The sequence below is a fragment of the Acetobacter sp. A11-2 genome (assembly GCF_040208445.1).
Taxonomy (GTDB): Bacteria; Pseudomonadota; Alphaproteobacteria; order Acetobacterales; family Acetobacteraceae; genus Acetobacter; species Acetobacter oryzoeni.
Map to the genome: position 1 here is coordinate 1,985,048 of NZ_CP157843.1, position 14,953 is coordinate 2,000,000.

The 14,953-nt window shown below is 51.3% G+C and carries 12 protein-coding genes, 1 tRNA gene and 2 rRNA genes (1 of these 15 only partly in view); 4 read left to right on the forward strand and 11 right to left on the reverse strand.

Going from position 1 to position 14,953, the window contains the following annotated elements; genetic code table 11:
- Positions 1-54: 54 nt before the first annotated feature.
- The 3 genes from ABNV41_RS09665 to ABNV41_RS09675 are packed head-to-tail and all read right to left on the reverse strand — an operon-like array spanning position 55 to position 1,746.
- Positions 55-618: a DNA-3-methyladenine glycosylase I gene (locus tag ABNV41_RS09665; RefSeq protein ID WP_050818580.1), complete on the reverse strand. Its 564-nt coding sequence runs from the start codon at positions 616-618 to the stop codon at positions 55-57.
- Positions 619-632: 14 nt separating this feature from the next.
- Complete coding sequence (locus tag ABNV41_RS09670; protein WP_050818581.1) at positions 633-1,061, reverse strand: helix-turn-helix transcriptional regulator; 429 nt, start codon at positions 1,059-1,061, stop codon at positions 633-635.
- Positions 1,062-1,065: 4 nt separating this feature from the next.
- Positions 1,066-1,746, reverse strand: coding sequence for a peroxiredoxin (locus tag ABNV41_RS09675; protein WP_050818582.1), 681 nt, complete (start codon positions 1,744-1,746; stop codon positions 1,066-1,068).
- Between the two features lie 88 nt (positions 1,747-1,834).
- Between ABNV41_RS09675 and ABNV41_RS09680 the strand changes: the two genes are divergently transcribed.
- Together ABNV41_RS09680 and ABNV41_RS09685 are read left to right on the forward strand one after the other, a co-directional pair.
- Positions 1,835-2,761, forward strand: coding sequence for an MBL fold metallo-hydrolase (locus ABNV41_RS09680; protein ID WP_050818583.1), 927 nt, complete (start codon positions 1,835-1,837; stop codon positions 2,759-2,761).
- 29 nt (positions 2,762-2,790) lie between these two features.
- Positions 2,791-3,576, forward strand: coding sequence for a sulfite exporter TauE/SafE family protein (locus ABNV41_RS09685; RefSeq protein ID WP_050818584.1), 786 nt, complete (start codon positions 2,791-2,793; stop codon positions 3,574-3,576).
- Here ABNV41_RS09685 and ABNV41_RS09690 read toward each other — a convergent pair.
- Positions 3,571-5,262: a SulP family inorganic anion transporter gene (locus tag ABNV41_RS09690; RefSeq protein WP_050818585.1), complete on the reverse strand. Its 1,692-nt coding sequence runs from the start codon at positions 5,260-5,262 to the stop codon at positions 3,571-3,573. The two genes, ABNV41_RS09685 and ABNV41_RS09690, sit on opposite strands and share 6 nt — an antisense overlap.
- 80 nt (positions 5,263-5,342) lie before the next feature.
- Between ABNV41_RS09690 and arsC the strand changes: the two genes are divergently transcribed.
- Positions 5,343-5,690, forward strand: a complete 348-nt coding sequence (gene arsC, locus ABNV41_RS09695) for an arsenate reductase (glutaredoxin) (RefSeq protein ID WP_087651580.1) — start codon at positions 5,343-5,345, stop codon at positions 5,688-5,690.
- Positions 5,691-5,788: 98 nt separating this feature from the next.
- Here the strand turns inward: arsC and ABNV41_RS09700 are convergent, their stop codons facing one another.
- The 4 genes from ABNV41_RS09700 to ABNV41_RS09715 are packed head-to-tail and all read right to left on the reverse strand — an operon-like array spanning position 5,789 to position 10,793.
- A complete protein-coding gene (locus ABNV41_RS09700; RefSeq protein WP_050818587.1) occupies positions 5,789-6,523 on the reverse strand; it encodes a hypothetical protein in 735 nt (244 codons plus the stop codon).
- A gap of 9 nt (positions 6,524-6,532) precedes the next feature.
- Positions 6,533-8,056 carry an efflux transporter outer membrane subunit gene (locus ABNV41_RS09705; RefSeq protein WP_050818588.1) on the reverse strand — a complete coding sequence of 508 codons (1,524 nt, stop codon included), beginning with the start codon at positions 8,054-8,056 and terminating at the stop codon, positions 6,533-6,535.
- A 4-nt stretch (positions 8,057-8,060) separates the two neighbouring features.
- Entirely contained in the window at positions 8,061-9,137 is a 1,077-nt protein-coding gene (locus tag ABNV41_RS09710) for an HlyD family secretion protein (RefSeq protein WP_050818589.1), read from the reverse strand.
- A gap of 15 nt (positions 9,138-9,152) precedes the next feature.
- Positions 9,153-10,793 carry an MFS transporter gene (locus tag ABNV41_RS09715; RefSeq protein WP_087651584.1) on the reverse strand — a complete coding sequence of 547 codons (1,641 nt, stop codon included), beginning with the start codon at positions 10,791-10,793 and terminating at the stop codon, positions 9,153-9,155.
- Positions 10,794-10,913: 120 nt separating this feature from the next.
- Between ABNV41_RS09715 and ABNV41_RS09720 the strand changes: the two genes are divergently transcribed.
- Positions 10,914-11,837: a LysR family transcriptional regulator gene (locus tag ABNV41_RS09720; protein ID WP_087651585.1), complete on the forward strand. Its 924-nt coding sequence runs from the start codon at positions 10,914-10,916 to the stop codon at positions 11,835-11,837.
- Between the two features lie 103 nt (positions 11,838-11,940).
- Here the strand turns inward: ABNV41_RS09720 and ABNV41_RS09725 are convergent.
- From ABNV41_RS09725 to ABNV41_RS09735, 3 genes are all read right to left on the reverse strand, one after another.
- Positions 11,941-12,017, reverse strand: a tRNA-Met gene (locus ABNV41_RS09725).
- Positions 12,018-12,072: 55 nt separating this feature from the next.
- A 5S ribosomal RNA gene (gene rrf, locus ABNV41_RS09730) occupies positions 12,073-12,188 on the reverse strand.
- A gap of 108 nt (positions 12,189-12,296) precedes the next feature.
- Positions 12,297-14,953 (reverse strand): 23S ribosomal RNA (locus tag ABNV41_RS09735); it runs 86 nt beyond the window's last position.

Below are 14,953 nucleotides of genomic sequence, written 5' to 3' on the forward strand. Positions count from 1 at the left end.
AATTTTGCTTTCCGCAATACGCCTGAGGACAGCCATTTCACGAGGCTTATCAAATCAATCGCAGGCGTGATACCGAAAACAATCTGGTTCATGCCCGTTTACCATGCCTGCTGCTTGCATCCATGCATAAACAATGACCGGCCCCACAAAGCAAAAACCACGCTTCTTCAATTCCTTGGAAAGAACCTGTGAAGCTAGCGTTTGCGCAAGTGCATGAGGGTGTTCTGCTTTTACGGGGTTTTGTTGCGCCACACCCCATGCAAAATCTGCAAAATCCTCTTCTTCTGCCTGCATCTGCAAATAAGCATGTGCATTTTTAACGGTGGCTTCTATTTTTCGGCGCGAGCGGATAATGCCAGCATCTTGCATCAGCCTTTGCACATCGTGCTCTGTAAACTGCGCGATTTTTTCAGGATCAAACCCTGCAAAAGCTTTCCGAAAATTTTCGCGCTTCTGCAGCACTGTATTCCATGAAAGCCCAGCCTGAAAACTTTCCAACACCAGCATTTCCCATAAGCTGCGTGCGTTCTTGATGGGCTTACCCCATTCAGCATCATGGTAATCACGCAAAAGCATGTTTCCACACGCCCATTTGCACCGATGCTTAGGAGAATCCATGCTAATTTTTGGTTTTAGAAGCGGCGTGGCTGTGGTGTTTGCACAAAAGCAAACTGCGCGCCTTCTTCCCGAAGGATCTGGTCTTTTCTTTTGGTCGATTTTGTCCCGAGCTTATCTGCAATTTCATGGGTGGCGGACAGCAGGCCTTTATCACCTTTTAAAAGACCAATCAGAATCCTTACCCGCAAGGCTTCATCTTCGCTCTGCAAACTATAGTAAATCGTCCGCGATTCGCGACGTGGCACAATCAGGTTAGAACGCCTTAACGTGCCCAACTGCTGGCTCAGAGTCGGCTGGCCAATCCCGGTTTTGCTTTCCAGTTCTCCCACAGCCAGCGCCCCATGCTGCAAAAGCGCATCCAGAATCATAAGCCGCTGCGGCTGAGCAAACAGCTTTAGCTGCTCCACCAACTGCTTTGCTTCATCTAAAGACATTTCCACCATGAGCTTATCGCCCCTGATCAGGCTTTAAACACATAAACCACGATGGCCCCGCCTGCATGACAGCATCTTGGGTTTGCGCTGTAGGCAACACCACATTCCCTCCGGGCGTCCAGCCTTCTGGTGTCAGCACGTCCCCTTCATCCACTCGTTGAAGAGCCGCAAGCAAACGCAACAATTCTGCTACAGAACGGCCCACAGTCATGGGGTAACAGGTTGTGGCACGCACAATACCTTGTGGGTCAATCATGTACACACTGCGCACCGTTGCACTATTGCGGGCTGTTGGGTCCAGCATGCCGTAGGCACGTGCAATGGCCATGGAGGGATCTTCCACCACAGGAAAAGGAATTCTTACGTCAAACCTTTCCCGTATGGCCTCAATCCATGCAAGATGCGCGGGCAGGCTATCCACGGAAAGGCCCACCAATGCACAATTCATGTCAGCAAATTGCGAAGCAGCTTGTGCAAACGCAATAAACTCACTGGTGCAAACCGGCGTAAAATCTGCCGGATGCGAAAACAGCAGCACCCACTGCCCACGCAATGCACTTAACGTAAGCATGCCTTGGGTTGTCCGCGCCATAAAATCTGGAGCCATGTCTCCAATTCTGGGTGCGGCCACTACCGGCTCCAACTGACTGGTATCTATGATGCGGTCATTCATAGCTGCAGTGTTTACGCGCATTCTTTCCCTTGACGCAAGACGCTTTCATTCTTAATTAAAGTGTATATTCATGTTTACTTAAAATAATAAACTGTTGGGAGTTTCCCTTATGTCAGATCCAGCTATCGCCACAGCCACCCAGCAGATTCTGATGGCTGTGCAGCACCCCGAACAACGGCCTGTTGTAAAAACCTTTTTTGATGAAAAAACCTTCACGGCCAGCCATGTGGTGCATGATCCACAAACCCTCACAGCTGCCGTAATTGATAGCGTATTGGATTATGATCCGGCTTCTGGCCGCATTAAATACGATTCTGCCCAAGAAATTGTAGATTATGTACGCGCTGAAAAGTTGCAGGTTGCATGGCAACTAGAAACACATGCGCATGCTGATCACCTTTCTGCTGCGCCGTGGTTGCAGGAACAGCTGGGCGGCAAATTGGGTATTGGTGCCAACATTGTGCAGGTGCAGGAAGTTTTTGGCAAAATCTTTAACGCCGATACCAGATTTGCCCGTGATGGATCTCAGTTTGATCATCTTTTTAAAGATGGTGAACAGTTCAAGCTGGGCAACCTGAACGCTATTGCCCTGCACGTTCCAGGGCACACCCCCGCAGATATGGCTTTTATTATCGGTGATGCCGCCTTTATTGGCGATACACTGTTCATGCCAGATTACGGCACCGCCCGCGCAGACTTCCCCGGTGGGGATGCCCGCATGCTGTATCGCTCTATCCGCCGCCTTCTTACCTTACCAGCAGAAACGCGCCTGTTCCTTTGCCACGATTACAAAGCGCCAAACCGTGATACCTATGCGTGGGAAACCACAGTGGGTGCAGAACGCGCGCACAATGTGCATGTGCATGAAGGTGTGAGTGAAGATGATTTTGTAAACATGCGCACATCGCGCGATGCAACGCTCGCTCTACCCAACCTGATCATGCCTTCCGTGCAGGTCAATATCCGCGGGGGACACATGCCGGAACCGGAAGATAATGGCACCAGCTACATCAAGATCCCCATCAACAAACTCTGAAATTTACTGATCTTTTCTGGATACCCCGCATGCTCACCTTATTTTCTGCCCATCTCCTGCTGGAACTTATGTCTGGCGTTCTGGTTGGCTTCACTCTGGGATTAATCGGTGGCGGGGGATCCATTCTGGCTGTGCCACTTATGGTTTATCTGGTGGGGGTAAAAAACCCCCATGTAGCTATTGGCACCAGTGCATTGGCTGTCGCTATCAACGCATTGGTGGGGCTTGCACAGCATGCCCGCAATCATACAGTAAAATGGCGCTGCGCAGGTATTTTTGCATCTTGTGGAGTTGCCGGGGCCTTTATTGGCGCAGCCATTGGCAAAACAGTTGATGGCAAAAAGCTGCTTTTGTTTTTTGCTCTGCTGATGATTGGCGTTGGCATTCTTATGCTCCGCGGGCGGCATAACGTTGGCTGCCAAGGGGCAAGTTGCAACAGGCATAATGCCCCCAAAGTTATGGGCTATGGCCTTGGCACTGGTCTGCTTTCTGGCTTTTTTGGCATTGGCGGTGGTTTTCTAATTGTACCTGGCCTTATTGCTTCTACCGGCATGCCCATTCTCAATGCCGTAGGCACATCTCTGGTTGCCGTTTCCGCTTTTGGGTTTAGCACAGCTTTAAGCTATATGCTTTCTGGCTATATAGATTGGCAATTAGCAGCCTTGTTCATTTTAGGCGGAGCGCTTGGCAGCCTGTTTGGTACCCGCACAGCCCGCCGTATGTCAGGCTCTTCCAATCATCTTACAACAGTTTTTGCCTGTATCATTTTTATCGTGGCCATCTACATGATCTGGCAAGGTGTGCAGAAATTATAAAGCTTTTGCGCTACCACATAGCTTGCGTGCGCTCGCCAGTGCCGTATGCAGTTGTGTGTAAATATTCTCTTTTCCAAGCACGGCAGTAATATGATGACGCTCCATATCTTTTAGAAAGAATGGAGCAACACGCCCAAACAAAACGGTTATTCCGCGCGCATGTAATCTTTGCAAAACATCCCGCACAACTTGTGCTGCTGAATAATCAATATCGGTAATTGCACTGCAATCTACCACAACGCATTTTACCGGATTGGGTGCTGATGAAATCAGTGTCATGATATCATCTGCAAACAAATTACAATTTGCATAAAACAGATCTGCACAAAAACGATAAATGATAATACCCGGCATACTTTGCTCTCCGGGTGCGACCGCTTCTGCTTCCAACATCCCGGTGGAGGCTTCTGGTGCCATTATCAACGTATGCGGCATATAGCTATGCCGCACGTGCCGAAACAGAGAGAGTGCAATAGCAATAAAGATACCCTGCTCTACCCCTACGCTTACAACCGTAGCAGCTGTTACCAGCGCCAAACGGAATTCTCCGGGACTTTCTTGGCGGATACCATTAAGCGCCTGAAGATCTATCATCCGCACGGCTACGCAAAACACAATGGCACCCAACACACAGCGAGGAAGATACTGCAAGGGTTCTGGAAAAAACAAAAGTACGCAGGCCGTTACCGCAGCAAAAACAAGCTGCGCTTTTTGTGATCTTGCTCCGGCCTGCACGGCCATAGCTGTTTGTGTAGGGCTACCGTTCACCGTAAATGTGCCGGTTAAAGCAGCCGCAGCATTGGCCGCACACAACCCCACAATATCTGCATTTTCATCAACATGTTCATGAAACATGTTTGCAAAAGCACGTGATGTAGCTGCACTTTGCGCAATAATAACAAAAACACAGGATGCAGAAATAGGTAGCAGGGCCAGCATATCATGCCAGCCCGGAAGTGGTATGGAAAACGCCGGCAAGCCACCGCGTATGCTGCCCAAAATGGCAACATCGTAATGCTGCAGATCCAAACCCCAGCTACACAAAATACTTACAACCACAACACACAGGCCTACTGGCCAATGGGGCTTCTGCCTTGCGCCTGCCAACAACACCACGCAGCTCAAGCTGGCAATGGCCATACTTAAGCCTTGCATTTGCCCAAAGCCCTGGAACAACCCTATCGCCTGCACCAGTGTATTGTGAGAGGACGAGACCAAGCCTGTCATGTCATACAACATGCTTAGGCCTACCTGTACACCTACACCTGCCAAAAAGCCCACCAGCACAGTGCGAGACAGAAAATCTGCCAGAAAGCCCAAGCGAAATAAGCGGGCAACCAGCAGAAACCCCGCATTAAGAAGAGCTACCGCACTTACCAATTCCATATATCTGGCGCTGCCGGGCGAAACAATTTCTGACAGGCCGCTGGAAAAAATGGCTGCTGTGGCAGAATCTGCCGCCACCACGAGGTGACGTGATGAACCAAACAGAGCAAACGCCACTAACGGAAACAACACTGTATATAACCCGCATACAGCAGGCATTTCGGCAATACGCGCATACCCCAGAACCTGAGGAATGTTCATGGAAGCTAGAGAAAGCCCCGCCAGCATATCCGACCATGACCCGGATTTTTTGGTTATCCGTTGGCCGAGCCAATTTTTTATGCCTAACAAGGGCGACATACTTTCTCTATCCCACTCTATTTGCGTGCCATGATACCCTCAAATATCATCATTGAGGCCTCACTCTTTAGGATGCACCTATGTCTGTCACTCTTTACCACAACCCTTCTTGCGGCACGTCACGCACAGTTTTGGGCCTTATTCGAGATGCAGGAATTGAACCGGAGGTTATCCTTTATCTCAAAACGCCACCAACCCGGGCAGAATTGGAAAACATTTTAGCCAAAGGAAAGTTGAGCGCGCGCGACATTTTACGCAGCAAGGAAGCTTTATGTAAGGAATTGGGGCTTGATGCGCCCGGCATCAGCGATGATCAGATACTTGATGCCATTGCAGAACACCCCAAGCTTCTCAATCGCCCCGTTGTGGTTACACCCAAAGGCGCAAAAGCCTGCCGTCCGGCTGATGTTGTGCTGGAACTGTTATAAAGCAAGCGCAACCATATGCCTTATCTTTCTCACAAAGAATGAGCGTATGGTTTTAGATATAAGGGGCTCAAGCATTCTGTTACTTGAGCCCCTTATATCTAACGAGATGCGACATCGACCAGAAGAAGCTCTGCTTTTTCCTGCGCAATCACAACGATATCCGGCTGACCGGTTATTGCTGCTGCATCACCACAATGCAGAACACACCCATCTATTGTCACAATGCCTGATACAACCAGCAGATATAGATCTCGCCCTAACGTGGTACTGTAAGCAGCTCCCTCTGCCGCTGGTATAATGGCATGTAACAAACGGGCCCGCGCCGTTAAGGTAACAGGTGCGCCATCTGTAATCTGACCATCTTCTTCTGGATCATCTTCAGGAAATCCTGATGCAAGAATTCTAAAACCGCCATCTTCCAATTGAAGAAAACTTGCACGAACTTCCTGCGCAGGGGCCACACCTTCTACATCAGCCATAAACCAGAACTGAATAAACGCGGCACCCTCTGGGCCAGCAGACCATTCCAGTCTTTTACAGCCCGTGCCCGTACTTAAAAGATGCAGTCCGCCCTGCCCTACTTTTTCCTGCTCAAAACCATCTGCATGACTCACCAGACTTCCCGCAGATAGCCATGTGAGAATATCCACATTGGCTTCTGGCCCAAGATGATACACCTGCTCTGGCTTAAGCATGCCAAGGTTAAGCACACGTAAGCGCCCATCATGGATATGTGCAGGATCTTGATAATCAGCAAATGCAAAATGGCAGCGGAGTATTAACGTATCTGAATGTGCACTGCCTAACGTAGGAGCTTGCCTGATTGTTATCATACGCTAATCTCACACATGTTTTTTTGCTTTTGTTCTTTCTGGGTACATCCCTTCCCAGCCGCCACCAACCGCACGATAAAGATGCGTAACAGACCCTGCCACGCGTGCCGTGGCATCAGCCAACGCGCTTTGAGAAGACAACAGTGCATTCTGCAATGTCAGCACATTCAAGAAATCGGATGAGCCCTGCACATATTGAGCCTTGGCCGTATCTACTGCAATTTCGTTTTCATGCACGGCTTCGGCCAATTCATCTCGCCGATGCTGCGCCGCCGTAAAATCGGCCATGGCATCATCAATTTCCTGCCACGCCTTTAAAACCGTGCGCTGGAACATGGTGGCAGCTTCTTTCTGCTGCGCCTTGCGCAAATGCAGCTGGCCTGTCAGCCGCCCACCTTCAAACAAAGGAAGCGTTGCCGTGGGGCCAAAACCATATTGGCGTGATGCCCATGATCCTAACCCGCTAAACTGAAGCGCCTGCACATCCAAACTGCCAGATAGCGTAACCCGCGGAAAGAAATCTGCAATGGCCACACCAATACTGGCTGTGGCGGCATGTAAATGATCCGCAGCCATACGGATATCTGGCCGGCGTTCTGCCAGTTCAGATGGCAAACCAACCGGCACCAAAGCAGGCACAAGCGGAATGGGGCCTGGTGGCCCAAGTTCTGCATCTAATGCACCCGGTTCACGTGCAACCAGAAAGCTCAGAGCATTCAGCATATGTGTTGCCTGCGCCTGCAATGGCGGCAAACGTGCTTCAAATGTATGCAGCTGTCCTGTAGCTTCCGCCACATCCAAGCGTGTGGCGGCACCTTGCTCAAACCGCAATGTTGTGAGTTTTACACTATCTTTTGCAACCTGAATATTATGTTGCAAAATACCAATCTGCGTTTGTGTGGCGCGTAAATCTATATAATCCTGCGCTGTCTCCGCCATAAGAGACACCAGAATATCACGCCGCATTTCTTCCGTTTCGTGCATGGCCGCTGTAGCTGCTTCCACCTGCCTGCGCACATGCCCCCAGAAGTCCACTTCCCACGATGCGTTCATACCGTATTGAGGCAAGTTGAATGATGGGTTCCCAACACTTCCGGGCAAGGCGGTTGGGCCAAACCCTTGAGAGCCAGATGCAATAGATCCTGCCTGTTCACGCTCCATAGTGCCCAGCAACCCCAACACACCATTGGTGCTGGCCCGTTCTCGCCCATAAGAGGCGTTGGCTTCTGCATGTGGAAACTGTGCGGCACTGGCAATCCGCCGCTCTGCCTGGCTTTGCATCAAACGCAGGCTGGCGGCTTTAAGATCCAGATTAGAGGCTGCAACTTCATTTTCCAGCTTTGTCAGCACCGGATCATGAAACAGCGTCCACCACTGCGGATCTGTTGATGCCGTTGTAATCTGGCTTTCTGCTGGCGGTTGCGTTGCGCGCCAATCTGCTGGCGCTTTCACCTGCGGTTTATGATAGTTCGGCCCGACTGTGCAGCCAGAAAGCACGAATACAGACAAGCCGGAAAGAAAAAGACGCTTCATGACATTACTGCCAGATATAACGAGAGTTATTGGCATGCGGGCCTTCTGACTTTGACGCCGTATCAATATTCACCTCAACAGACATGCCAACACGCACCTTTGCTGCAAGCGGCTGGCCTGGATCAAACGTGAGTTTAACGGGAATACGCTGCACAACCTTGGTGAAGTTACCCGTCGCGTTATCTGGCTGAATAGGTGCAAAAGCGACACCCGTGGCAGGCGCCAATGAATCCACATGAGCTTTGAGCGGATGACCGGGAAATGTATCGACCCAAACAGTCGCACTCTGGCCGGTTTGCACTTTTGTAAGCTGCGTTTCCTGAAAATTGGCTAGCACATAGGCTTCATGAACAGGCACAACAGCCAAAATACCCGTACCGGGGTGCACATAATTCCCTACACGCACACCACGTTCACCCACCACGCCATCCATTGGAGCCGGAATGGTGCAGTAAGACAGGTTGAGTTCTGCCTGTTTTTCATCACCCTGCATACGCAGCAAAACACCACGGGCCCGCTGAAGCTGGGCTTTTAAAACAGCAACCTGCCGAATAGCCGCATCTACTCCGGCCTGATCTCGCGCTATGGCCGCAACTGCTTCTTTTTCCTGTGCTTCAGAAGATTGCTTTTGCTCAATTGTGCCCGCACCGCCAGAAGAAAGATTGCGATACCGGGTGGCATTTTGGCGAGCAAACATCAACGCTGCCTGATCTGCCATTACAGCAGCACGTGTTTGCGCAATAATGGCATCCTGCCGGCCAAGTTCGGCTTCCAGATTAGCAACATCACCTTGGGCTGCCAGCACATTACCTTTTGCCACTTCCAAGGCTGCCCGGTAATCATCATCCTCAATATGCGCCAGTTCTTCACCTGCATGCACAAGCTGGTTATCCTGCGCAATCACCCTATCAATACGGCCTGACACCTTAGGTGCAACTGTAGGGAAATCTGCTGTTACATACGCATCATTGGTATATTGGTTGACACCATCACCATTAATCAGCCGCGAACCACCCCATGCAACAAGGGCAAGCACAGCAGCGGCACAGCCAGCGTAAAGCAGCGGTTTTTTATAGATCATAATCTGTATTCCGGATTAGCGGGCTGGAGTATTTGCAGAAGGCGCGCGCGGCGGATACACCCGGCGCGGCAAAACAAGGTTCATGCAGGCATAACCAAGGCAGACCCAGATCAGCACATAATAGATATCGTTCAGCGCCAGAACGAGTGACTGCTCATGCACATAGGTATGGAAAACCTGCAATGAATTACGTGCAACATGTGCACTATCGGGCGATGTCACGGAAAGCTGTTGCGTAATAGGGTTGCCCATACCCTGCAAGGCCAAGCCATGCGTGCCATGATGATCAAGCAACATTGTGGAGTGATATTGTTCACGCCGGCGGGTTAATGCCGCAAACAATGCATAAGCAACTGCATTGGCCAAGCCTTTAAGCATATTGACCATGCCAGAAATAAATGGGCCATCGGCGGGGCCCATAGCAAGGGTTGCCAACATAAGAGTGGGAATAACGGTCATGGGCTGGCCAAAAACCTGCAGAATTTGTAGCGGATAAAAATTATCCCGCACCCAATCCACAGTCAGCCATGTGCCCAACCATGCAGAAGCAGCCAGACACAACATGCCACCCGCCAGCACAAAACGGCAATCTACCTTACGGCTGTTACAGAAAGCAGCAATCAGCGGCAGCATAATCAGCTGCGGTAATGCAACTACCAAAGAAACAGGCGCTGTTTGAATAGGCCGATACCCACGCACAGCCGACAGATAGGTGGCTGGAATATCCCCCATAATCGCACAGATGGCCAGAATACCGACCAGTGAGAGCAAAGCCGCTTGGATATTACGAGACCGCCAATATTGAATGCGAAAATAAGGGCTGGGATGAAAGGCTTCGTTAATCACAAAGACAATAAAAGCTGCGCCACCCCAGAATGTCAGATCCGTAATGACGGAGGAGCGGAACCAATCCAACCTGTCTCCCTGATACAGCACAATCACCAAGGAACAGATGGCCGGTAGCCCAACCAACAAGCCAAGCCAGTTGAACTTTTCAAACCGCTCAAAATGCATTGGGTCTTTCGGCAAACCATAAGCCATCATCGCAATGGCCAACACTGCCGTTGGAATAATTTCCCAATACAGCCAGTGCCACCCCATACGTTCAAACCAGAATGCTTCTAACGGCAAACCCAGATTAGGGCCGAAGGTCGCACTCATGGCGTACCCCCCAATGCCAAATACGCGTATTTCTGGTGGAAGGTATTTTAACATCACGGTCATCAGCACAGGCGGCAGACACCCGGCTGTTAAACCTTGAAAGGCACGCAAAATACAAAGCGACGTCACATCCGGCATAAAAGGTGCAGGGATGGAAAGCAGCGCCATGGCTGCTGTCATGAAAATGGAAAAACGATAGATTGAGAACGTCATATAAAACCACGGCGTAAACGCCATGGCTGCAATATTGAACGCCTCATAAATGGCAATAACCCAGGTGCCCTCATCATGCCCAATGTGCATGGCGCCGCGAATATCGGACAGACCAATCTCGGTCACATGCTCATTAAATCCTGCAACATGCACGGCAAGCAGCATGCCCAAACAGCCAATAACAGTACGTAGGCCAAAGGGTGGGATGTAAGAAGGGCGTGGTGGCGCAGCGTGAATAACCGGTGCGGCACCTCCTCCTTGTGCAGGAGCGGCAGTATTCATAAGCGCAGTTCAAGCCGCCTACAGCGCCCCCGACAACCTCCATTTCTGGTAAGTGACGAATTCGATTTTCGGAATAGAAACTTCTGGCCATTCCATAAATCAACATCTATTTCTGAAAGGATGAAAGGTTATGATCTCGACCTCTTGCGCTACCTTCAGGTTCTTGTTGAAGAAGAAAGCGTTTCTCTTGCTGCACGTCGGCTAAAAATCAGCGAACCGGCCATGAGCCGCCAGCTGGCCAAATTACGCAAAGCGTTTGCTGACCCTATTCTTGTGCAATCTGGCCGACGCATGACCCCATCAACCTTTGCCGCAGGCATACTCAACCGTGTGCAGGATGTTGTTGTAGCGGCAGATAGCCTTATAGAAACACGCGCACTTGCCAATCTGGCAAACATGGCGCCTACTTTTACCATCCGGGCGAATGATCTGGTTGTGGCAGCCTTGGCACTTCCACTCTTGGAAGCCTTGAAAAAAGATTGCCCACGCTGTGAAGTTATCTGGGCACCTGAGCTTGATGCCGCTGCATCTGATCCACTGCGCGATGGCAGTGTAGATTTGTACATCGGTGCGACAGACACAATGAAGCCCGAAATACGCCGCCAGACCATTTTCCGCGATTATATGCGGGGCCTTGTACGTAAAGAACATCCAATTCTGGCAGAGCCCATCACACCTCAAAGCATGGTGCGCTACGATTACATCAGCGTTTCACGCAGAGGCCGGGCACAAGGCCCTATTGATTGGATGCTGCGTAATCAACATGGGCTCACCCGTAGGATTGCGATGGTAGTGCCCAATTACCATGCAATGATAGAAAGTATGAAAAATACAGATCTCATTCTACCTTTACCGGGTATTGTGATTGATCATATCTCATTAGATGCTCTGGGGCTGACTTCTTTTGAATTTCCGCTTTCACTTCCATCCGTGGAAGCTTTTCAATCGTGGCATCCTCGCCGTGATATGGACCCAGTGCATCGCTGGTTGCGAGAAACCCTTTTCCGTGTTGCCCGCCAGGTATTGGTAAAATTTCCCCCATAGTAAGCCGTGGGTTCGAATCCCGCCGCGGACACCAAATTAGCTAGGGCTTTTTTGAGACACAAAAAAGCCCCGCCAACCGATTGGTTGAGCGGGGCTTTAGGTATGGTTGCGGGGGCAGGATTTGAACCTGCGGCCTTCAGGTTATGAGCCTGACGAGCTACCGGGCTGCTCCACCCCGCGGTTGAAGATGTGTTGAAATTTGTAGGGGTAAGATTTGTATAGGGTGGATTGGAAGACCTGGCGGCGACCGACTTTCCCGTGGCTTAAGCCACAGTATCATAGGCGCTGGGGGTTTTCACGGCCGAGTTCGGGATGGGATCGGGTGGATCTCTCCCCGCCATGGCCACCAGGTCATCCAGTCCACCCTGTAAGGGGTGTGTGGAGGACGGTTGGTTATGAAGAAGTAGGCGTTATATGGATGATTTCTGTGCACGGGCCGTCCTTTTAAGGGGACAGTAAGAGAGTGAGCCTATTGGGTGATTAGGACCAGTTAGCTGCACGTGTTACCACGCTTTCACACCTGGCCTATTAACGTGGTGGTCTACCACGACCCTCAGGGAGACCTAGTTTTGAGGTGGGTTTCCCGCTTAGATGCTTTCAGCGGTTATCCCTTCCATACTTAGCTACCCGGCGGTGCCGCTGGCGCGACAACCGGTGCACCAGAGGTATGTTCATCCCGGTCCTCTCGTACTAGGGACAAATCCTCTCAAGTCTCCAACATCCACGGCAGATAGGGACCGAACTGTCTCACGACGTTCTAAACCCAGCTCACGTACCACTTTAATCGGCGAACAGCCGAACCCTTGGGACCTGCTCCAGCCCCAGGATGTGATGAGCCGACATCGAGGTGCCAAACCTCCCCGTCGATGTGGACTCTTGGGGGAGATCAGCCTGTTATCCCTAGAGTACCTTTTATCCGTTGAGCGATGGCCCTTCCACGCGGGACCACCGGATCACTATGGCCGACTTTCGTCTCTGCTCGAGCTGTCACTCTCGCAGTCAGGCGGGCTTATGCCATTGCACTCAACAGCCGGTTTCCGACCGGCCTGAGCCCACCATCGCGCGCCTCCGTTACACTTTGGGAGGCGACCGCCCCAGTCAAACTGCCCACCATACAGGGTCCCGGATCAGGCTAACTGACCACGGTTAGACATCAGAAAAATTCAGGGTGGTATTTCAAGGATGGCTCCACAGGAACTGGCGCCCCTGCTTCAAAGCCTCCCACCTATCCTACACAGAATGTCTCTGATGCCACTGTAAAGCTGCAGTAAAGGTTCATAGGGTCTTTCCGTCTGACCGCGGATACCCCGCATCTTCACGGGGAATTCAATTTCGCTGAGCCGATGCTGGAGACAGCGGGGAAGTCGTTACGCCATTCGTGCAGGTCGGAACTTACCCGACAAGGAATTTCGCTACCTTAGGACCGTTATAGTTACGGCCGCCGTTTACCGGGGCTTCAATTCAGCGCTCTCACACCTCCTCTTAACCTTCCGGCACCGGGCAGGCGTCAGACCCTATACGTCGTCTTTCGACTTCGCAGAGTCCTGTGTTTTTAATAAACAGTCGCTACCCCCTGGTCTGTGCCACCCGCCAATGGTTGCCCACCAACGGGTCTCGCTTATCCCGAAGTTACACGAGCAATTTGCCTAGTTCCTTCAGCATCGTTCTCTCAAGCGCCTTGGTATTCTCTACCAGTCCACCTGTGTCGGTTTCGGGTACGGTCTATACGCCAGAGCTATTTCCTGGAATGCTCCAAAAGCCAGGTCAATCCGTTAAGACCTGACAACATATCGCATTCGTCACTTCTGGCAGGTACAGGAATATTCACCTGTTTCCCATCGACTACGGCTCTCGCCCTCGCCTTAGGGGCCGACTAACCCTGCGTGGATTAACCTTGCGCAGGAACCCTTGGACTTTCGGCGACAGTGTTTCTCGCACTGTTTGTCGCTACTCATGTCAGCATTCGCACTTCCGATATCTCCAGAGAGGGTCACCCCGTCTCCTTCACAGACTTACGGAACGCTCCGCTACCGCGCATATCATAGATATGCACCCACAGCTTCGGCACGTGGCTTGAGCCCCGTTACATTTTCGGCGCAGGGTTTCTATTAGACCAGTGAGCTATTACGCTTTCTTTAAAGGATGGCTGCTTCTAAGCCAACCTCCTGGTTGTTATGGAATCCCCACATCCTTTCCCACTTAGCCACGATTTGGGGGCCTTAGCTGGTGGTCTGGGCTGTTTCCCTCTCGACAATGGACCTTAGCACCCACTGTCTGTCTGCCAGGCTATACTTCCGGGTATTCGGAGTTTGGTTGGGTTTGGTAAGGCTTTGGGCCCCCCTAGCCCATCCAGTGCTCTACCCCCCGGGGTAACCACCTGACGGTCTACCTCAATAGATTTCGCGGAGAACCAGCTATCTCCGAGTTTGATTGGCCTTTCACCCCTAGCCACAGCTCATCCCCGACTTTTTCAACAGGCGTGGGTTCGGCCCTCCAGTGCGTGTTACCGCACCTTCAGCCTGGCCATGGCTAGATCACTCGGTTTCGGGTCTTCTGCCAGCAACTATGCGCCCTATTCAGACTCGCTTTCGCTACGCCTACACCTATCGGCTTAAGCTCGCTGCAAACAGAAACTCGCTGACCCATTATACAAAAGGTACGCCGTCACCCCATAAGAGGCTCCGACTGCTTGTAGGCATCCGGTTTCAGGTCTCTTTCACTCCCCTCGTCGGGGTGCTTTTCACCTTTCCCTCACGGTACTTGTTCGCTATCGGTCACTAGGGAGTATTTAGGCTTGGAGGGTGGTCCCCCCATGTTCAGACAGGGTTTCACGTGCCCCGCCCTACTCAAGCATTCTCAAAGACACTACACATACGGGACTATCACCCACTGTGGTCAGCCTTTCCAGACTGTTCTGCTTCTTCTTCAAAAATGACTGGCCTGTTCCGCGTTCGCTCGCCACTACTAGCAGAATCTCAATTGATGTCTTTTCCTCCAGGTACTGAGATGTTTCAATTCCCCGGGTTCGCCTCGTAACCCTATGTATTCAGATCACGATACCCATCGCTGGGTGGGTTGCCCCATTCGGAAATCTGCGGATCAATGCCTGCTCGCGG

Bases quoted from the DNA above. Each gene is read 5' to 3' on its own strand.
- ABNV41_RS09665 (WP_050818580.1), bottom strand. From the start codon at position 618: ATGGATTCTCCTAAGCATCGGTGCAAATGGGCGTGTGGAAACATGCTT.
- ABNV41_RS09670 (WP_050818581.1), bottom strand. From the start codon at position 1,061: ATGGTGGAAATGTCTTTAGATGAAGCAAAGCAGTTGGTGGAGCAGCTA.
- ABNV41_RS09675 (WP_050818582.1), bottom strand. From the start codon at position 1,746: ATGCGCGTAAACACTGCAGCTATGAATGACCGCATCATAGATACCAGT.
- ABNV41_RS09680 (WP_050818583.1), top strand. From the start codon at position 1,835: ATGTCAGATCCAGCTATCGCCACAGCCACCCAGCAGATTCTGATGGCT.
- ABNV41_RS09685 (WP_050818584.1), top strand. From the start codon at position 2,791: ATGCTCACCTTATTTTCTGCCCATCTCCTGCTGGAACTTATGTCTGGC.
- ABNV41_RS09690 (WP_050818585.1), bottom strand. From the start codon at position 5,262: ATGTCGCCCTTGTTAGGCATAAAAAATTGGCTCGGCCAACGGATAACC.
- arsC (WP_087651580.1), top strand. From the start codon at position 5,343: ATGTCTGTCACTCTTTACCACAACCCTTCTTGCGGCACGTCACGCACA.
- ABNV41_RS09700 (WP_050818587.1), bottom strand. From the start codon at position 6,523: ATGATAACAATCAGGCAAGCTCCTACGTTAGGCAGTGCACATTCAGAT.
- ABNV41_RS09705 (WP_050818588.1), bottom strand. From the start codon at position 8,056: ATGAAGCGTCTTTTTCTTTCCGGCTTGTCTGTATTCGTGCTTTCTGGC.
- ABNV41_RS09710 (WP_050818589.1), bottom strand. From the start codon at position 9,137: ATGATCTATAAAAAACCGCTGCTTTACGCTGGCTGTGCCGCTGCTGTG.
- ABNV41_RS09715 (WP_087651584.1), bottom strand. From the start codon at position 10,793: ATGAATACTGCCGCTCCTGCACAAGGAGGAGGTGCCGCACCGGTTATT.
- ABNV41_RS09720 (WP_087651585.1), top strand. From the start codon at position 10,914: ATGAAAGGTTATGATCTCGACCTCTTGCGCTACCTTCAGGTTCTTGTT.